Source organism: Citrobacter amalonaticus (assembly GCF_018323885.1).
Lineage (GTDB): Bacteria > Pseudomonadota > Gammaproteobacteria > Enterobacterales > Enterobacteriaceae > Citrobacter_A > Citrobacter_A amalonaticus.
On sequence record NZ_AP024585.1, the window covers coordinates 3,011,521 to 3,030,797 of the forward strand.

19 protein-coding genes are annotated in these 19,277 nt (G+C 56.2%); 5 read left to right on the plus strand and 14 right to left on the minus strand.

What is annotated here, in order from left to right; all coding sequences use genetic code 11:
• Positions 1-92: 92 nt before the first annotated feature.
• Positions 93-824 (plus strand): HTH-type transcriptional regulator MlrA, encoded by a 732-nt coding sequence (mlrA, locus tag KI228_RS14350; protein WP_043000151.1) that lies wholly within the window; start codon positions 93-95, stop codon positions 822-824.
• Between the two features lie 59 nt (positions 825-883).
• Positions 884-991 (plus strand): protein YohO, encoded by a 108-nt coding sequence (locus KI228_RS14355; protein WP_042318015.1) that lies wholly within the window; start codon positions 884-886, stop codon positions 989-991.
• On the opposite strand, the gene KI228_RS14360 is transcribed toward KI228_RS14355, so the two are convergent.
• From KI228_RS14360 to bglX, 5 genes are all read right to left on the minus strand, one after another.
• A complete protein-coding gene (locus KI228_RS14360; protein WP_044266120.1) occupies positions 972-1,703 on the minus strand; it encodes an ABC transporter permease in 732 nt (243 codons plus the stop codon). The two genes, KI228_RS14355 and KI228_RS14360, sit on opposite strands and share 20 nt — an antisense overlap.
• The gene (locus KI228_RS14365) at positions 1,687-2,634 is read right to left on the minus strand and encodes an ABC transporter ATP-binding protein (protein WP_061069867.1); all 948 of its coding nucleotides are present in this window, start codon (positions 2,632-2,634) and stop codon (positions 1,687-1,689) included. The genes KI228_RS14360 and KI228_RS14365 overlap by 17 nt, the downstream gene beginning before the upstream one ends.
• Positions 2,627-3,793 (minus strand): ABC transporter permease, encoded by a 1,167-nt coding sequence (locus tag KI228_RS14370; protein ID WP_061069866.1) that lies wholly within the window; start codon positions 3,791-3,793, stop codon positions 2,627-2,629. The genes KI228_RS14365 and KI228_RS14370 overlap by 8 nt, the downstream gene beginning before the upstream one ends.
• A gap of 15 nt (positions 3,794-3,808) precedes the next feature.
• Positions 3,809-4,726 carry a glycine betaine ABC transporter substrate-binding protein OsmF gene (gene osmF, locus KI228_RS14375; RefSeq protein ID WP_044258663.1) on the minus strand — a complete coding sequence of 306 codons (918 nt, stop codon included), beginning with the start codon at positions 4,724-4,726 and terminating at the stop codon, positions 3,809-3,811.
• Positions 4,727-4,867: 141 nt separating this feature from the next.
• Positions 4,868-7,165 (minus strand): beta-glucosidase BglX, encoded by a 2,298-nt coding sequence (gene bglX, locus KI228_RS14380; RefSeq protein ID WP_141227595.1) that lies wholly within the window; start codon positions 7,163-7,165, stop codon positions 4,868-4,870.
• Between the two features lie 216 nt (positions 7,166-7,381).
• Here bglX and dld point away from each other — a divergent pair, with 216 nt between their 5' ends.
• Both dld and KI228_RS14390 read left to right on the plus strand, forming a co-directional pair.
• Complete coding sequence (gene dld, locus KI228_RS14385; RefSeq protein ID WP_061069864.1) at positions 7,382-9,103, plus strand: D-lactate dehydrogenase; 1,722 nt, start codon at positions 7,382-7,384, stop codon at positions 9,101-9,103.
• A 112-nt stretch (positions 9,104-9,215) separates the two neighbouring features.
• Complete coding sequence (locus KI228_RS14390) at positions 9,216-9,770, plus strand: GNAT family N-acetyltransferase (protein ID WP_043000144.1); 555 nt, start codon at positions 9,216-9,218, stop codon at positions 9,768-9,770.
• Here KI228_RS14390 and pbpG read toward each other — a convergent pair whose 3' ends face one another.
• Both pbpG and KI228_RS14400 read right to left on the minus strand, forming a co-directional pair.
• A complete protein-coding gene (gene pbpG, locus KI228_RS14395; protein WP_061069863.1) occupies positions 9,771-10,718 on the minus strand; it encodes a D-alanyl-D-alanine endopeptidase in 948 nt (315 codons plus the stop codon). It abuts the gene before it with no gap.
• Between the two features lie 165 nt (positions 10,719-10,883).
• The gene (locus KI228_RS14400) at positions 10,884-11,471 is read right to left on the minus strand and encodes a Yip1 family protein (RefSeq protein WP_043000142.1); all 588 of its coding nucleotides are present in this window, start codon (positions 11,469-11,471) and stop codon (positions 10,884-10,886) included.
• 163 nt (positions 11,472-11,634) lie between these two features.
• Here KI228_RS14400 and KI228_RS14405 point away from each other — a divergent pair, with 163 nt between their 5' ends.
• The gene (locus tag KI228_RS14405) at positions 11,635-12,204 is read left to right on the plus strand and encodes a DedA family protein (RefSeq protein WP_043000141.1); all 570 of its coding nucleotides are present in this window, start codon (positions 11,635-11,637) and stop codon (positions 12,202-12,204) included.
• A 5-nt stretch (positions 12,205-12,209) separates the two neighbouring features.
• Here KI228_RS14405 and KI228_RS14410 read toward each other — a convergent pair whose 3' ends face one another.
• The 7 genes from KI228_RS14410 to gtdA form a co-directional block, all read right to left on the minus strand.
• Positions 12,210-12,971, minus strand: coding sequence for an SDR family oxidoreductase (locus tag KI228_RS14410; protein WP_061069862.1), 762 nt, complete (start codon positions 12,969-12,971; stop codon positions 12,210-12,212).
• Positions 12,972-13,038: 67 nt separating this feature from the next.
• On the minus strand, positions 13,039-14,478 hold the full coding sequence (gene mdtQ / locus KI228_RS14415) for a multidrug resistance outer membrane protein MdtQ (RefSeq protein ID WP_061069861.1): 1,440 nt from the start codon (positions 14,476-14,478) through the stop codon (positions 13,039-13,041).
• A 144-nt stretch (positions 14,479-14,622) separates the two neighbouring features.
• Positions 14,623-15,561, minus strand: a complete 939-nt coding sequence (gene dusC / locus KI228_RS14420; protein ID WP_044266169.1) for a tRNA dihydrouridine(16) synthase DusC — start codon at positions 15,559-15,561, stop codon at positions 14,623-14,625.
• Between the two features lie 92 nt (positions 15,562-15,653).
• Positions 15,654-16,847, minus strand: coding sequence for a 3-hydroxybenzoate 6-monooxygenase (locus KI228_RS14425; protein WP_043000137.1), 1,194 nt, complete (start codon positions 16,845-16,847; stop codon positions 15,654-15,656).
• Between the two features lie 14 nt (positions 16,848-16,861).
• Positions 16,862-17,506, minus strand: a complete 645-nt coding sequence (gene maiA / locus KI228_RS14430) for a maleylacetoacetate isomerase (protein WP_043000136.1) — start codon at positions 17,504-17,506, stop codon at positions 16,862-16,864.
• An 8-nt stretch (positions 17,507-17,514) separates the two neighbouring features.
• Entirely contained in the window at positions 17,515-18,216 is a 702-nt protein-coding gene (locus KI228_RS14435) for a fumarylacetoacetate hydrolase family protein (protein ID WP_044258653.1), read from the minus strand.
• A 14-nt stretch (positions 18,217-18,230) separates the two neighbouring features.
• Entirely contained in the window at positions 18,231-19,268 is a 1,038-nt protein-coding gene (gene gtdA, locus KI228_RS14440; protein ID WP_043000134.1) for a gentisate 1,2-dioxygenase, read from the minus strand.
• Positions 19,269-19,277: the final 9 nt, after the last annotated feature.

Consider the following 19,277-nt stretch of genomic DNA (forward strand, 5'->3'; position numbering starts at 1 on the left):
ACCCCTCACCTGAACAAAAAACAGACAAAACTACCTGGTTCGAAAAAGAGCGACTAAAGTTAGACTGGGACCTCGCGAGCAAGGATAAAATAATGGCGCTTTACACCATAGGTGAAGTGGCTTTGCTTTGTGATATTAACCCCGTTACGCTTCGCGCGTGGCAACGGCGTTATGGATTATTGAAACCCCAGCGTACCGACGGGGGGCATCGCCTGTTCAATGATTCGGATATCGACAGGATCCGCGAAATCAAGCACTGGATAGATAACGGGGTGCAGGTCAGCAAAGTCAAAATGCTGTTGAGCAATGAGAACGTAGACCTGCAAAACGGCTGGCGTGAACAACAGGAAATCCTGTTGCACTATCTGCAAAACAACAATCTGCACAACCTGCGGGTCTGGCTGAAAGAGCGTGGCCAGGATTTCCCCGCGCAAACGCTGACCACCCATCTTTTTCTTCCGCTACGTCGACGATTGCAGTGCCAACAGCCGACGCTACTGGCGCTACTGGGGATCCTTGATGGCGTACTGATCAATTACGTCGCCATTTGCCTCGCCTCAGCCAGAAAAAAACAGGGGAAAGATGCGCTGGTGGTGGGCTGGAATATTCACGATACCACGCGTTTGTGGCTGGAAGGCTGGGTCGCCAGTCAGCAGGGATGGCGGGTTGACGTTCTGGCCCATTCGCTGAGCCAGTTTCGCCCGGACCTGTTCGAAGGGCGCACCTTACTGGTGTGGTGCGGTGAAAATCAGACATCGGCGCAGCAACAGCAACTGAATGCCTGGCGTGCGGAAGGGCATGATATTTACCCGCTTGGCATTTAATGATTCATTAACAGCTACGCTTCTCTGTATAATCTCTGGGTTAACATAAGGAGAACATCATGAGCGTAGCAAAAATCGGTGTCATCACCCTCTTTTTACTCATGGCCATCGGCGGTATTGGCGGCGTGATGCTTGCAGGCTATACCTTCATTTTGCGTGCCGGCTAAGGTGCTGCACTAACCGTTCGAACAGGCGGTCTACGATGATCGCCGCCAGCGCAACCAGCAACGCCCCCTGAATGACATACGCCGTATTGAACCCGCTCAGACCAATGATAATCGGTGTACCGAGCGTGCTGGCACCTACCGTCGACGCGATAGTCGCAGTGCCAATATTGATAATCACCGACGTTCGCACACCTGCCAGAATCACCGGTGCCGCCAGCGGCAGCTCAACCTTGCGTAACTGTTGTCCCGGACTCATTCCCATGCCACTGGCAATGCTGCGCACACTTTCCGGGATCGATCCTATCCCCGCCAGCGTCGCCTGGAGGATGGGTAACACGCCGTACAGAATCAACGCAATAATGGCCGGTTGCTGACCAAACCCCATCACCGGCACCGCAATCGCCAATACCGCGACGGGCGGGAAGGTTTGTCCAACGGCGGCAATGGTCTCCACCAGCGGACGAAACTCTCTTCCCCATGGTCGGGTCACCACAATCCCGGCGCCGACACCAATCACCACCGCAAACAGGCTCGACACGGCCACCAGCCAGAAATGGGCCAGCGCCAGCGCGAGAAAGCTCTCCTGCTGATAGACCGGACGTGGAAGTTCGGGAAACAGGCTGGCGAAAATCGCCTGACTGTGCGGTAACCCCACCAGCATCAGCAGGAAGAAAACAATCAGCCAGCACAGCGGATCACGCAGTCGTTTCATGCACCGCCCTCTCCACAAGCAGATCGCGAAAATGCAGTGTCCCGCAAACCATGCCCTGCCGGTTGACCACCGGTAACACATCGCGGCCGTGCGCGACAAACGCTGAAAGCGCATCGCGCAGCGTCATCGCTTCCGTCAGCGCCTCTCCGTCAATGCGCTCATCCCGGCGAACATAGTCCGCCACGGTGCGCAGTGACAGCAGTCGCACCCCCAGTTCACTGCGACCGAAAAACTGTTGCACAAAATCATTCGTCGGGGCCGTCAGCATCGCCAACGGTGTCCCTTGCTGGACTATCTCGCCGCCGTCCATCAGCACCAGATGCTCCGCCAGTCGCAGCGCTTCATCAATATCGTGCGTCACCAGCACAATGGTTCGCCCCAGCAAACGGTGGATACGGGTCATCTCTTGCTGCAACGCCCCACGCGTGACCGGATCCAGCGCGCCAAACGGTTCATCCATCAGCAGTACCTGCGGATCGGCGGCCAGCGCCCGCGCCACGCCCACGCGCTGCTGCTGCCCACCGGAAAGCTGGTGCGGATAGCGCTCGCGCAATCCCTCTTCCAGCCCGAGCAACGCCATTAATTCTGCCACCCGCTCATCAATTTTTTTACGCGGCCACTTCAGCAGTTGTGGCACGGTGGCGATGTTCTGCGCCACCGTCCAGTGCGGAAATAGGCCAATCGACTGAATCGCGTAGCCCATCCGTCGGCGCAGTTCCAGCACCGGCAGACTGCGGATTTCTTCGCCTGCAAAGCGGATCCTGCCGCTGTCATGCTCCACCAGTCGGTTAATCATTTTCAGGGTCGTGGATTTCCCCGAGCCCGAGGTACCAATCAGTACTGAGAAACTGCCTTCCTGAATGTGCAGGTTCAGGTTGCTAACCGCGTTGTGCTCACCAAAGGCTTTATTTACGTGGCTAAATTCAATCATGGTGGGTTACCTTCAGCAGAGCGATCCCTAAATCAAACAGCGCATCAATCAGTACCGCCAGCGCGATAACCGGGATCACCCCCAGCAGCACCAGATCGACGGCACTGCTGAGCAGTCCCTGAAACACCAGCGCGCCAAAACCGCCAGCGCCAATCAGCGCCGCGATGACGGCCATCCCGACGGTCTGTACCATCACCACCCGCAGGCTACGTAAAAAGACCGGCAACGCCAGCGGCAACTGCACGTGAAGGAAACGCTGAGCGGTGCTCATGCCCATCGCGCGTGCGCTTTCCAGAACATCACGGGGAACCTGATTCAGCCCGGCCACCACGCCACGAACCAGTGGCAGAAGCGCATACAGCACCAGCGCGATCAACGCCGGGGTCAAACCGGTTCCCGCCACGCCCACCGTGGCAAGCCAGGGGAACGCTTTTACCAGTCCGGCAAGCGGCGCAATCAACAAGCCAAACAGGGCAACGGAAGGAACGGTCTGGATCACATTAAGGACGGTAAACACCGGTCCCTGGCGGGACGGGAAAAAATAACATCCGATACCGAGGGGAATGCCAATCACCAGCGCGGGCAATACGGTACCTGACAACAGCGTCAAATGTTGAGCCAGTGCATCATCAAAGACATCCTGGCGGTTAGCGTACTCTTTGAGTAACGAGAGATCGTCGAACGTTCCCGTCAACAGGAGTAGGACGGGAACAATCGCTATCTGCGTATGTAACGCCCAGCGCCAGAGAGGTTGCACGGTGATCCGCCGGATGGCATCGCTGCAGGCCAGCAATCCGAGCGCAAGCCCCAGCCACAGACCGCTTCCCACACTGGTTCGCGCCAGCGGCGTCCCGGTTTCAGCCAGATACGCCGCCGCCTTGCCGACGCTCCACAACATCAGGATCACCAGCAGTTGCGCCACCACCAGCGTGCACACGGCCCCCTTTCTTCCCGGCACAAAGCACAAGGTCAACATGGCGCAACCCGCGCCGGTGAGCATCGACACCGAACCTGGCCAGAGCGTCCAGAGCTGGCGTCCCTCGCCCGATACCAGGCGATTCGGCGCATAGTTCACAAACGGCAGCGCGACAGCAGCGGCTGAAAGAATAACCAGCAGCAACAGTACGCGCTGAATACTGACTTTTGACACGTCACCCAACCTTTTTCAGTCCGTTTACTTCACCCATCCCTTTTGTTTCAGATAGTCCGCCGCCACTTTTTTGGCGTCCAACCCTTCAACGGCAATGCTGGCATTAAGTTGTTGCAACGTTTTTTCATCGAGGCTGGCAAACACCGGTTGCAGCCATTCCGCCATCTGCGGGTATTCCTTCAGTACCGCCTCACGCACCACAGGCGCTGGCGCATAAATGGGCTGAACGCCTTTAGGATCGCTTAAGGTCTGTAGCCCCAGCGCGGCGACCGGACCATCCGTACCGTAGGCCATCGCGGCATTGACGCCGGACGTTTGCTGCGCGGCCGCTTTGATGGTCACGGCGGTGTCACCCCCTGCCAGCGACAGCAACTGATCCTGACTGAGTTTGAAATCGTAGGCTTTTTCGAAAGCGGGCAGCGCGTCTGCACGCTCGATAAATTCAGCGGAGGCGGCCAGTTTGAAAGTACCGCCCTCTTTCAGATAACGCCCGAGATCGGCCAGTGAGGTGAGTTTATTTTTTTCGGCGACATCGCTGCGCACCGCGATAGTCCAGGTATTATTGGCTGGCGCCGGCGTTAACCAGACCAGCTTGTTTTGCTCAGCATCGAGTTTTTTGACTTTCTCAAAGCCAGCTTGTGCGTTTTTCCACGCCGGATCGTTTTCATCTTTGAAAAAGAACGCGCCGTTACCGGTATATTCAGGGTAGATATCCAGTTCGCCTGAGGTGATCGCGCCGCGCACGACCGGCGTGGTGCCCAACTGGACTTTATTGACCGTTTTGACGCCGTGGCTTTCCAGCACCTGCAAAATGATGTTGCCGAGCAGCGCGCCTTCGGTGTCAATTTTCGAACCGACCTTTACCGGCGACGCCGCCTGCAAGGGTAAGCTCACTGCCGCTAACAGCGCCAGCGAACCGGCCCAAATCTTTGAGATTGTCATGAAGCTTTCCTCATCTTTTTGCCGACTTTTTCAGCGACTTGAGGGGAAAGCATAGTCGAAAAGTATTCGGTTAACCCGACATTTCCGTATTTTCACGGGACCAACAAGGGGGAACCCATTGGTCAGTTCCCCCTGTAACCGTTACAGCAATTCAAACGACCCCTGCTTCACGCGGGCAGAATCGACGCCGATAAAGACGTTGAACTTGCCGGGTTCGGCATCGAACTTCATCTGCTGATTCCAGAACTTCAACGCATTGATATCAATCGGGAAACTAACGGCTTGCGTTTCACCAGATTTCAGGTTCACTTTCTTAAAGCCTTTCAGCTCTTTCACCGGGCGGCTCAGGGAAGCCGTGACGTCCTGCACATACAGCTGGATCACCGTCTCACCTTCACGCTTACCGGTGTTGGTCACCTTCACACTTGCCGTCACGCTGCCGTCGCGTTTCAGGGTTGGCGCAGAGAGCGTCACGTCAGAAACGTCAAACGTGGTGTAACTCAGACCATAACCAAATGGATAGAGCGGACCGTTCGCTTCGTCAAAGTAGCGAGAGGTGTATTTGTTCGGCTTGTCGGCGTTATACGGACGACCGGTGTTGAGGTGGCTGTAATAGGTCGGGATCTGCCCTACCGAACGCGGGAAAGACATGGGCAGTTTGCCCGACGGGTTGTAGTCGCCAAACAGGACGTCGGCAATCGCGTTGCCGCCTTCCGTACCGGCAAACCAGGTTTCCAGAATCGCATCGGCCTGTTGATCTTCTTTCACCAATGCCAGCGGACGACCGTTCATTAGTACCAGCACCAGCGGTTTGCCGGTCGCTTTCAGGGCCGTAATCAGATCGCGCTGGCTCTGTGGCAGCGTGATATCAGTACGGCTTGACGCTTCATGTGCCATGCCCTGCGCCTCACCCACTACGGCGACAACTACGTCAGACTGCTTCGCCGCCTTGACGGCTTCATCAATCATCTCCTGAGGTGAACGCGGATCCATCTTCACCGCCTCTTCGTACTGATTGAGGAAGGTGACAATGTCTTTATCGTTAGTGACGTTGGCCCCATGGGCGTACACCACTTTACCCTTTGTACCGAGAGCATTTTTAATACCGGTCAGCACCGTGATGGACTGATCGGCAACGCCTGCGGCGGACCAACTGCCCATCACGTCGCGTTTGCTGTCCGCCAGCGGGCCGACAACCGCAATCGTCCCCGATTTTTTCAGCGGCAGCGTGTCGAGGCGGTTTTTCAACAGCACCAGACTTTCACGCGCCACTTCACGCGCCTCTTTCCGGTGCAGACGGCTTTCGGCGTTGGTATCCACCGGATCAGACTCTTTTGCCCCCAGATGGCTGTACGGATCGTTAAACAGCCCCATGTCATATTTCACGTTGAGTACATGCCGCGCCGCGTCATCCAGCTCCGCCATCGTCACTTTGCCGGATTTGATCAGCCCTGGCAGATATTTGCTGTAATACTCGTCGCTCATACTCATGTTAATGCCGGACTTGAGCGCCACGCGGACGGCATCTTCCGGGTCGGAGGCGGTGCCGTGTTTAATCAGCTCTTTGATAGCACCATGGTCAGAAACGGTAATGCCTTTGAAGCCCCACTTGTCGCGCAGAATGTCTTTCAGCAGCCAGGCATCAGAGGTCGCTGGCGTGCCGTTCAATGAGTTCAGCGCCACCATCACCGCGCCGCTGCCTGCATCCAGCCCGGCTTTGTACGGCGGCATGTAGTCGTTAAACAGGCGCTGCGGGCTCATGTCGACGGTGTTGTACTCTTTACCGCCCTCCACGGCGCCGTAGGCGGCGAAGTGCTTAACGCTGGTCATCACCGAATAGCGATCCGCTGGGCTTTTGCCCTGCATCGCTTCCACCATCGTTTTTCCCATGATGGAGGTCAGATACGTATCTTCGCCAAAGCCTTCCGAGGCGCGTCCCCAGCGCGGATCGCGGGAGACATCGACCATCGGCGCCCAGGTCATGTTCAGGCCGTCGTCGGCGGCTTCATACGCCGAGATGCGTCCGACGGTTTTCACCGCGTCGAGGTTAAAAGAGGACGCCAGTCCGAGGCTAATCGGGAAGACGGTACGCTGGCCGTGCAATACGTCGTAGGCAAAAAAGAGAGGGATTTTCAGGCGGCTCAGTTCCATCACCTGATCCTGCATTTTGCGGATATCCTGACGGGTAACGGTGTTAAAAATTGCCCCCACCTGGCCGTCTTTGATCATCTCGCGGATCGCTTCTTTCGGGTTATCCGGACCGACGCTGATTAAACGCAACTGACCAATCTTTTCATCGACAGTCATTTTCGTCAGCAACTGGGTGACAAACGCGTCCCGCGCTTCCGGCGTCAGCGGATGGTTTCCGAACAGCTCCTCCGCCAGCGCGGGTTGCAATGCCAGACTAACTGCGACACCTACAGAACATAGCCATTTCATGTTGATTCTCTCTTCCTCTAAAGCCCGACGTGGCTGCGAAAATATAGCAAAAACCACATTTTGCCATAAGCCTAAACGGCAGCGCGGCAGAAAGCTAAGGTTATTCTCTTAATTTTCAACGCCGCCAATTCAAAGACAGCGTGAATGAGAAAGCGTATTGTCATACAAAGCGCTATGCTTGAACCTGATATTTTGTCCCACCACAAGGAGTGGAAAATGTCTTCCATTACAACAACTGATAATAAAACCTTCCTGAATGAGCTCGCCCGTCTGGTGGGACATTCACACCTGCTTACCGAACCGGCTAAAACCGCCCGCTATCGCAAGGGCTTCCGTTCCGGTCAGGGCGACGCCCTGGCGGTGGTCTTTCCCGGATCGCTGCTGGAACTCTGGCGCGTACTGAACGCCTGCGTCAACGCCGATAAAATTATCCTGATGCAGGCCGCCAATACCGGCCTGACCGAAGGTTCCACGCCGAACGGCAATGACTATGACCGCGAGATTGTGATTATCAGCACCCTGCGCCTCGACAAACTGCACGTGTTGGGCAAAGGCGAGCAGGTATTGGCGTATCCAGGTACCACGCTGTACTCACTGGAAAAAGCGCTGAAACCCCTGGGGCGTGAACCGCACTCGGTGATTGGCTCATCATGTATCGGCGCGTCGGTCATTGGTGGGATCTGTAATAACTCCGGTGGCTCGCTGGTGCAAAGAGGCCCAGCGTATACCGAAATGTCCCTGTTTGCCCGCATTGATGAAAACGGCAAGCTGCAACTGGTTAACCATTTGGGGATCGATCTGGGGCAAACGCCGGAGCAGATCCTGAGTCAATTGGACGATGAGCGGATCAAAGAGGAAAATGTCCGCCACGACGGGCGTCATGCGCATGACCACGACTACGTCACCCGCGTCAGAGACATTGATGCCGACACCCCCGCGCGCTATAACGCTGACCCGGAGCGCCTGTTCGAGTCCTCCGGCTGCGCCGGGAAACTGGCGGTCTTCGCCGTGCGTCTCGACACCTTTGAAGCGGAAAAAAACCAGCAAGTGTTTTACATTGGCACCAACCAACCCGAGGTGCTGACAGCGATCCGTCGCCATATTCTGTCGACGTTCGACAATCTGCCGGTCGCGGGTGAATACATGCACCGCGATATCTACGACATTGCTGAACAGTACGGCAAAGACACCTTCCTGATGATTGACAAGCTCGGCACCGACAAAATGCCGTTCTTCTTCACGCTGAAGGGCCGCACCGATGCGATGCTGGAAAAGGTGAAATTCTTCCGTCCGCACTTTACCGACCGCGCGATGCAAAAGTTTGGTCACTTGTTCCCGAGTCATCTGCCGCCGCGCATGAAAAGCTGGCGCGATAAATATGAACATCATCTGCTGTTAAAAATGGCGGGCGATGGCGTCGCTGAAGCGCAAAACTGGCTCACGGAATTTTTTAAAACCGCAGAAGGCGACTTCTTTGCCTGCACGCCGGAAGAAGGCAGCAAGGCCTTCCTGCACCGCTTTGCAGCCGCTGGCGCAGCGATTCGCTACCAGGCGGTTCATGCTGATGAGGTGGAGGATATTCTGGCGCTGGATATCGCCCTGCGCCGCAATGACACCGAATGGTATGAACATTTGCCGGCGGAAATCGACAGCCAACTGGTACATAAACTCTATTACGGTCACTTTATGTGCTATGTCTTCCACCAGGATTACATCGTGAAGAAAGGCGTGGATGCTCACGCGTTGAAAGAGCAAATGCTGGAACTGCTGCAACAGCGCGGTGCGCAATATCCGGCAGAGCATAACGTCGGGCATCTGTATGAAGCACCGCCCGCGCTGACCCGTTTTTATCGCGAAAATGACCCGACCAATAGTATGAATCCCGGAATAGGCAAGACCAGTAAGCAGAAATTCTGGAAAGTCCCCTCTTCTGATTAACTCCAGTAAACTGCTTAATGGCGCAGGCTGGATTTGCACGAAATATCGTGCAAAAGTAAGCAGATGTACCGGAGTCGTGAGGACTCCGGTTTTCTTCGCAAAGGTGAGAACCATGTCTGTTGCCGATACGCTTTCTGATAACGATATTGCGGTGCGCGACGCGCTGCCCGACGACGTAGAGGCGATCTCCTCGTTATATGCGTGGCATGTGTTGAATGGCCGCGCCTCTTTTGAAGAAACGCCTCCGACGATCGATGAGATGCGCCGACGTATGCGTACGGTCGCGCAGTATGGTCTGCCGTGGCTGGTGGCGCTCTATCGCGGCGTGGTTGTCGGTTATTGCTACGCCACACAATATCGCCCGCGCCCGGCCTATCGCTATACCCTGGAAGAGTCGATTTATGTCGATGCCAGCATGACCGGACGCGGCATTGGCAGCCTGCTGATGCAGACGTTAATCACCCGCTGCGAGGAAGGGCCATGGCGGCAGATGGTGGCGGTGATTGGCGACGGGCATAACAATCCCGGGTCGCTGCGGTTGCATAAAAAACACGGTTTCGAGATTGCCGGACAATTGCGTAGCGTCGGGTATAAGAAAGGAGACTGGCGGGATACGTTGATTATGCAGCGCCCACTCAACGAAGGTGACTGGACGCTGCCGGAGTAATTAATCGTTTTGCGCGGTCTGCTCACCCGCATTGCCGCCCGTTGCAGCCATCTGTGCGGCTTTTTGCTTTTTATAGCTCAATGCCGCCGCCGGAACCGGCATCACTTTCCCGGTTTCGATCCACGTGCGTAAACGACTGGCATCGGCAAAATGGGTGTACTTGCCGAATGCATCCATCACCACCAGCGCCACCGGTTTATTGTTGATTACCGTGCGCATCACCAGGCAATGCCCTGCGGCGTTGGTGAAACCAGTTTTAGTGAGCTGAATATTCCAGTTGTCGCGATACACCAGATGGTTGGTATTGCGAAACGGCAGTGTATACGCCGGGTTGGCGAAGGTCGCCATATCTTCACGCGTGGTGCTCAGTTGTCCAATCAGCGGATACTGCTTGCTGGCGATCAGCAGTTTGGTGAGATCGCGCGCGGTCGACACGTTGTGAATCGACAAACCGGTTGGTTCCACAAAACGCGTCCGGGTCATGCCCAGCGCTTTTGCCTTCGCGTTCATCGCCTTAATAAAGGCGTTATAGCCGCCCGGATAATGGTGCGCCAGGCTTGCTGCGGCCCGGTTTTCCGAGGACATCAGCGCCAGCAGTAACATATCTTTACGGCTGATTTCACTGTTTAGCCGCACGCGAGAGTAGATCCCTTTCATCTCTGGCGTCTGGCTGATATCCACTTTCAGTTTTTCGTTCAGCGGCAGCCGTGCATCAAGCACCACCATCGCCGTCATTAATTTGGTTATCGACGCAATCGGACGCACCAGGTCCGGATGGTTCGAATAGATCACCTTATTGGTGTTCAGATCCACGATCATCGCGCTACCGGAGGCAATCTCAGGTTGAGACGCCGCGGCAGCCGCCGCCGTTTTTGCCAGCGCTTGCGGCGCATAAGGCACAGCCAGCATCAGCGCCAGGCTCAGTATGGAAACTCGGAATTTCAGCATGATGAGATTTCAGAAAATGATTCACGCGTGATGACACGCACCGCCGAAGTCAGGATGGCTCAGGCTAGCAGTGGAATCATAGCGAGCTAATGACCTTGCCGCCAGAAGAGAATCGTCAGGAAATGCTGCGTTGCTGGCTTTTACACCAGCAACGCAGCACGATAATCAGAACAAGCGATAGCCGTATCCCCAGAGGATGACGGTCAGCGCCAGCAGCACTTCCAGTACCAGTACGCCGATAGCCAGGGTTGAACTGGAGAAGCTCAGCCCTTCGTCCTTATTGATATTCAGGAATGTCGGAATGCCTACATAGAGCAGATAGCCGGTATAGAACAACGCTACCGTCCCGACAAATGCGCAAAGCCACACCAGCGGATACAGCGCCACCAGACCGCTAAGAAACAGCGGCGTCGCCACATAACCGGCAAACACCATACAGTGCGTCAAAGACGGACGCTGCGGATAACTCCGCGCCATCCACCAGATCACGCGCCCCATGATCGCCACGCCCGCCAGCATCACGGCATAGAACAGAACAGCCAGCACCAGGCCCGTAAACAGAGAAAGCTTCAGGACAGTGCCGTCGCCAAAATTCCAGCCGATTTGCGTCGTACCAATGAAGGCACAAATGACCGGGATGGCCGCCATCAAAAGCACATGGTGGGTGTAGTGATGCGAAACCGTTTCGTTCTCGCTGTTGATCACCTGCATTTCACGATTGGGATGAGAAAACAGCCCCCAGACATGGTTCATACCGCCCCCTTGTTGTCAGCTGTGAACCTAACACTTCAAGTATAATTCAGCTTTGCGATTATTTATTGTACAGATAAAGAAGTGCCGCCGCGCCTGATGGCCCTTTTTGAGCATCACGAATTCAGAGGGTGTATGCTTACCATTGTGGAGGTCATACATACGTATGGATATAAACAGTCTTATTGCGCAATACGGTTATGCCGCGCTGGTGGTTGGAAGTCTGGCGGAAGGCGAAACCATTACTCTGCTGGGGGGCGTGGCGGCGCATCAGGGATTACTCAAGTTCCCCCTCGTGGTCGTGGCCGTGGCCTTAGGCGGCATGATAGGCGATCAGTTACTTTATCTGCTGGGACGCCGCTTTGGTGGCAGGATCCTGCGCCGCTTTGCTCGTCATCGTGACAAAATTCGTCAGGCGCAGAAGATGATCCAGCGTCGCCCGTATCTGTTCGTGATCGGCACCCGCTTTATGTACGGGTTTCGCGTGATTGGCCCGCTGTTGATTGGCGCCAGTCATCTGCCGCCAAAGATTTTTTTACCGCTGAATATCCTTGGCGCGCTGGTCTGGGCGCTGATCTTCACCACCCTGGGTTATGCAGGAGGTGAAGTGGTCGCGCCATGGTTGCATCATCTCGATCAGCATCTCAAACATTGGATCTGGCTGATTCTGGCGGTGGTGCTGGTGATCGGCGTTCGCTGGTGGTTGAAGCGCCGCAGCCGTAAACAGGTGGGGTAAGCGGGTTATTCCGGCCTGAACTGGGGATTGGCCAGCATAAATCCCCCATCCACAATAAACGATTGCCCGGTGGTATAACCCGCCTCTTCCGAGCACAGCCAGGCGACCAGACTGGCGATTTCTAGCGTCGACCCAGGTCTTCCCAGCGGGATTGACGGCTCGGTTCCCGGCTTAACGTCACTGTCATCCATATCATTCATCGGCGTGGCTATCGCCCCAGGCGCCACAGCGTTAACCAGAATGTTATGGCGGACCAGCTCAAGCGCCATGGCTTTGGTGAGTACGCCGAGAGCATGTTTCGCCGCCGTGTAGGCGCTGGCCTCAGGTAACGGGGTATGTTCGTGCACCGAGGTAATATTGATAATGCGCCCCCCCTGTCCCTGCTTCACCATCTGGCGGGCCGCCAGCTGTGAGCAGAGAAACGCCCCATCGACATCGACCGTAAATATCTGCCGCCAGTCGTCAAAGGAGGTCTCCAGGAATGCGGATTTGCTCATCGTTCCCGCGTTATTGACCAGCACGTCGATCCGGCCAAAGCGCGCAATCAGATGTTCCAGCACCTGTGCACCTTGCGGCAGCTGGCTCAGGTCCAGTTGAAGGGTCTCCGCCCGGACGCCATGACTTTCCACCTCACGGGCGGTATCACGCGCTCCCTGCTCGTCTGAATGCCAGGTGATGCCGATATCAAATCCCGCTTTCGCTAACTGAAGGGCGCACGCCTTGCCAATACCTGAATCGGAAGCCGTCACGATTGCTGCTTTTGCCATATCATCCTCCGGTTGCAACAGAACTGAGCCTTAAGTATAGAAACTCTCTTCGAAGCAACCGAAATAATCAGGAATGATGGTAACCGCCGCCGAGCGCGCTGGTAAGCTGGATGGAGGCATCCAGCCACTGCCCCTGCAAAATCAGTCCGTTACTCTGCTCGCGCAGCGCGGGAATTCTGGCCTTGCTAACGAGAGAGCCTGCGATAATCCCGGCGTTATAGCGCGCCTGCGCCAGGCTGACCACTCGATCGGCGTCATGTTCAATCTGCTGCTGATGCTGATTTTTCTGCATCAGCGTCGCCACCTGACTGGCCGTGCGCGCCACGTCATTTACCGCATCAACGACGGCTTTGTTATAACTGGCGATCGACAAATTGTTCTGCGCCTGAGCGATATCAAGGTTGGCATTTAGTCTGCCACTGTCGAAGATCGGCAGCGTCAGGCCTGCGGTCACGCCCATCTGCTGGGCGGAACTGCGGAACAGATCGCTCAGATGCAGCGCATCCTGTTGCAAAAAGGCCATCAGATTGACGTCGGGGTAGAACGCCGCCTTCGCCGCCTCCACGCTGCTCATTGACGATTCGATCACCCAGTGCGCCGCCTGTAAATCCGCTCTGCGCGCCAGTAAGGAGTAGCCCAGCTGCGTCGGTAACTGGCTTTCCACTTTTGGCAGGCTCACCGGATGCAGCTTCAGCGCCGCCGACTGCGTGTTGGTCAGCGCGCTCAGACGCGCCTCAATCACCTTCATCTTCCCGGCAACCTCATTCAACTGCTGCTGGGTTTTACTGTCATCGATATCCGTTTCCACGCCTTCTACCGAAGAGGTGATGCCGTTATTGTACAACTGGCGATCGCTAGCAATGATGTTACGCTGTTCCCGTTCAATTTGGGTCAGCAGTTTGCTCAGCGCCGCCTCGGTCTGCCATTCCCAGTAAAGCCGCGTCACGCCGCTGGCTAACAGTTGACGGGTTTGCTCACGCTCGGCTTCCCGCGCTTTCACCGCCCCGATGCGCGCGGTCACTTCCGCGCGGTTCTTGCCCCATAAATCGAGATCCCAACCGGCCGTCAGGCCAAACGTACCGTTGGTGTACCACGGCCCCGTCGTGCCTGCGGCCGGATCGTTCAGGGCAAACGGCCCCATGATGCCTTCCGCGGACATTTTCTGCCGTTCGGCATTGGCGGAGAAATCGACCTGCGGCCCGTCCTGGGCTTCAACGGCTTTAGCCTGCGCTTCGGCCAGTCTGATTCGCTGTTCCGCCACCTGCATATCCGGAGAACGGGAAAGTGCGTTCTTCACTAACTCGTTCAACTGTGCGTCATGATAATCCTGCCACCACTGGCTTCCGGGCCACCCGTTCTTCAACGCTGACGGCAGCGCCGAATCTACGTGAGAAGCGGGAAGTTGTTGAGTCAGCGTCTGTTGAGTGTCATGCATGGGAGCACATCCCGCGAGCAGAATAACCAGCGGAAAGCCCGCTTTCAGCGCGTGAAAAGAGTAACGAGTCATTAAAATATTCTGATAAGAAAAGGTGCGCGGAGCTTACCCGTTGTTGTGCGCGCTTTTTTAGTTACGCGTGGCATAACATCTTCAGCAATGAAAAGTCACACCTGGCAAAATATATCCAAGCAGAATATATGCAGCTCAATAATATTAAATTTCTATCGACTGGATCGCGCGGGCAATATCCGGTGAATTATTTAACGCGCGGATAGACTGGAAGACGTCCGTGGCTTCTTCATATTCTTTTCGCAAATAGCCCAGCCATTGTTTAATACGCGCGACATGATATAAACCGGTGTCGCCCTGTTTTTCCAGACGGGTATACTTTTTCAGCAGTTCGACAACCTGCGGCCATGGCATTCGCGGCTCGTTATACTTCACCACCCGGCTGAGGTTGGGAATGTTCAGTGCCCCGCGGCCAATCATCACCGCGTCACAGCCACTGACGGCCAGGCATTCCTGGGCGCTTTGCCAGTCCCAGATTTCACCATTGGCAACCACCGGAATAGACAGTCGCTCGCGAATTTCGCCAATCGCCTGCCAGTTGATATGTTCCGCCTTATAGCCCTGCTCTTTGGTGCGCCCGTGTACAACCAGTTCACTCGCCCCGGCTTGCTGGACGGCATCTGCAATCTCAAACTTTTTGTCGCCGCTGTCCCAGCCCAGACGCACTTTCACCGTCACCGGCAGATGCGCCGGCACCGCTTCACGCATCGCTTTCGCGCCCTGATAGATGAGTTCCGGGTCCTTCAGCAGCGTCGCACCGCCGCCGCTGCCGTTGACCATTTTTGACGGACACCCGCAGTTAAGATCAACACCGTAAGAACCGAGTTCCACGGCGCGGGCGGCATTTTCCGCCAGCCACTGGGGATACTGCCCTAACAGTTGCACGCGCACTAAGGTGCCGGATGGAGTCCGGCTGCCGTTGAGCAGTTCGGGACAGAGTCGATGAAAGACTTTTACTGGCAAGAGTTGATCCACCACGCGCACAAATTCGGTGATGCAAAGATCGTAGTCATTCACTTCCGTCAGAAGTTCGCGCACCAGTGAATCAAGTACGCCTTCCATCGGCGCCAGTAAAACACGCATATCGTTATCCGCAAAAAAAGAGGCGCTATCATAGCGCCTCTGTGCGATGAGCAAAACCTTTTGCCGGATGACGGCGCAAAGCGCCTGTATTCTCAGCGTGGCAGAAGACAGTTATCTTCTTTCCAGCCGTACAGCCATTCCATGCCGCGATAAAACTCCGCCTGCGATTTACCTTTCCACAACAGGTTTCGCACCTGACGCTCCACGCCTGCTGCGTGATACACGCGCCCCATTTCGCGCGTCGACCAGACGATGCGCGCCGTGCGTGGAATGCGTACCGACTCATACAGCGCAAAGGCTTTCGCCGCATCGCCATCGCACTGCTCCAGCGCTTTACCCAGCGTCACAGCATCTTCCAGCGCCATACAGGCACCCTGCGCCATGTACTGCGCCACCGGGTGCGCGGCATCGCCCACCAGCGTGATGCGCTCAGTGCCCCATTTCTCTACCGGTTCGCGATCGGCGGTTGACCAGCGACGCCAGGTCGTGGGTTTATCCAGCATCTGCCGCGGGCGCGGATGGATCCCGGCGAAATACGACAGCACCTCTTCCTTACTGCCGTCTTTCACGCCCCACTCCTCCTGCTGGCGGCTGTGGAAGGTGACAACCAGGTTGTACTGCTTGCCACCGCGCAGCGGGTAGTGCACGAGGTGGCAATGCGGCCCGGCCCAGAGCACTGGCGCGTTAATGCGCAGGTCTTCCGGCATGTCCGCACAGTCAATCACCGCACGGTAAACGACGTGTCCGGTCACGCGCGGCGAATCGCCCAGCAAACTCTGACGCACCACCGACTTCACGCCATCACAACCGACCAGAATATCAGCGGTCCAGCTATTCCCCTGCTCGTCGAACACCGTTACGTCGTCCGCCGTCTGGCGAATGTCGACCACATTGGTCGAGGTCCGGTACTCAACGTTTGGATGAGTCAGTACGGATTCCCAGACGGAAGCGTGAATATCGACCCGGTGGATGACCGCATACGGACCGCCGAAGTGGTCGCGAAAGGCCTGCCCGGTCTCGATGTGCACCACTTCTTCCGCGTTCACGGCATCCATCATGGTAATGTGGTCGGTAAACACCGCACGCTGACGCGCGACGTCGCCGACGCCGAGGCTGTCCAGCGCAGAGAAGGCGTTGGGACCGAGCTGAATGCCCGCGCCGATCTCACCAATTTCATGGGCTTTTTCCAGCAGCATCACTTTGATACCCTGACGCGCCAGCGAAAGCGCGGTGGCTGCCCCGCCAATTCCGCCGCCGACAATAATTGCGCTCGTCACTTTAGCCATTGTCATTCTCCTTCTCAGGCTGAGATTTTATCTTGTTGATTTTCCGGGGCGGCGGCGATGAACGCCGGGAGCTGTGTGCAGGCGTCATACACGGCTTTGCAGCGCGGATAGCCGCTCAGATCGCACCCCATTCTTAACGCATTCGCCCATTGCGGGACCAGACAGCAGTCGGCAAGCGTCGGTGCATTACCCACGCAGAAGTTCTGCGACTGACTCTGACGCAGTAGCTGCTCAACGGCGCTTAACCCCTGCTGGATCCAGTGTGCGTACCAGCGTTTTTTCTCTTCTTCACTGACCTTCAGTTCCTCGCTCAGATAGCGCAGCACCCGCAGGTTATTAACCGGATGAATATCGCAAGCGATGGCATAGACAATCTCCAGCACCTGCGTGCGCGCCGGATCGCTGACGGGCAGCAAGCGTGATTGCGGAAAATGCCGGTCCAGCCAGTCGATAATCGCCAGCGACTGGCCCAGCGCTTCGCCATCATCGGTTACCAGCGTTGGTACCAGCCCCACCGGATTCATCCGCCGGTAGGCCAGTTCATTTTGCTGCCCAATACGGATATTGACGCCCACCGTGTGGTAGTCGATGCCCTTTAATGCCAGCGCGATACGCACGCGGTACGACGCCGAACTGTTAAAAAAACTGTACAGCTTCATACATCACCTCAGACAATCTTCACAGCGATAGGCGTCAGTCCGTCCACGCCTCCGGTGATCACATCCCCTTTCACTACGGCACCCACGCCTTCCGGCGTGCCGGTGAAGATCAGGTCGCCCGGTTGCAGTTCGAAGAAGCCGGACAGATAGCTGATCGTTTCATTTACCGACCAGATCAGATGGCGAATGTCGCTGCGCTGATGATCGTCGCCATTCACCTGTAACCAGATGGGCGCAGAGGTGATATCCGCAATTTCATCCGCTTTATGCAGCGGCGCGATGGGCGCAGAGAGATCGAACGCTTTGCCGATTTCCCACGGACGTCCCATCTGACGCATCTCCATCTGGCGATCGCGGCGGGTCATGTCCAGTCCGGTGGCATAGCCCCAGATATACTCATGAGCGTTTTCTAACGGGATATCGCTGCCCTTTTTGCCGATGGCGACCACCAGCTCAATTTCATAGTGATAGTTATCCGTTTGCGCCGGGTATGGCAGCGCTAACGTTTCGCCTGCGGCAACCGGCACAATCGCATCGGCAGGCTTACAGAAAAAGAACGGCGGCTCACGGTCCGGATCAAATCCCATTTCGCGGGCATGAGCGGCGTAGTTACGCCCCACGCAGTACACGCGACGGACGGGGAACTGCGCATCGCTGCCGACAACCGGGACAGTAACGGGGGCCTGTGGTGCAAATACATACTGAGTCATGGTTCTCTCCCAAATTAATAGCGGGCTTCGCGGAACAACCCGAGGGCTTCCTGTACCGGTCGGTCCGAAAAACTGAATAAAACGGTCTCATCGGTGGTTTTGAATGACACGCCGTGCCACGTCGGAACCACAAAAATATCTTTGGCTGAGAAATGGAACGTCTCGTTGCCGACGGTGACATCACCCGCCCCTTCAACCACGTGATAAATGGTGCTGTCAGTGGTACGCGCCACCCGCGAGGTAAAGCCTTTTGGCAACAATTGCAGGAACGTCCCCATCGATGGCATCGGGTAGCCGCCGGTTACCGGGTTGACATAGCGCATTTTGTAGCCATCCCACTCGTCGGCATCGCCCAGACGGGTCAGGTCGTGCAGCGCGTCGCGGCTGCGGTCATAGCGATAGTTGAAAATTGGCGATGAATTGCCTTTCTGATGGCGCAGCGGCAGCATATTGGCGGCATAGCGCGGCAGATAGTCGCCCTCTTTGCGTGAAACCGGCTGCTGATCTTCCGGGTAATCCTCGGCAAAACCACAGCCCAGAATGTTAACCAGCGGCAGATCCAGACCGTCCAGCCAGACGACAGGCTCATCGCCAGGGTTGCCATGGTCGTGCCATTGCCACTGCGGGGTCAGAATAAAATCGCCGGTGTGCATCTGGGTGCGTTCACCGTCCACGGCGGTAAATGCCCCTTTCCCTTCCACAATAAAGCGTAACGCCGACTGGTTATGACGATGGCTGGGAGCGACTTCGCCCGGCATGATGAGCTGCAGTCCCGCATAGAGCGTTGACGTAATAGAGGACTGACCGCGCAGCATCGGGTTTTCCAGTACCAGCACGCGACGAATCGCCTCTTTCGCGCCAATCAGGTTGCCGCTTTCCAGCAGCAGCGGACGAATTTCCTGGTAGTTCCAGTATGCTGGCGCACAAGTCGGATTCGGCGTTTGTGGAACCAGATGATGCAGCGATTCCCACAGCGGGGTCAGGTTCTGCCCCGAAATATGCTGGTAAAACTGCTGACGGCTATTTTTAACATCCTGATTATGGTCTGACATAGGGATTCT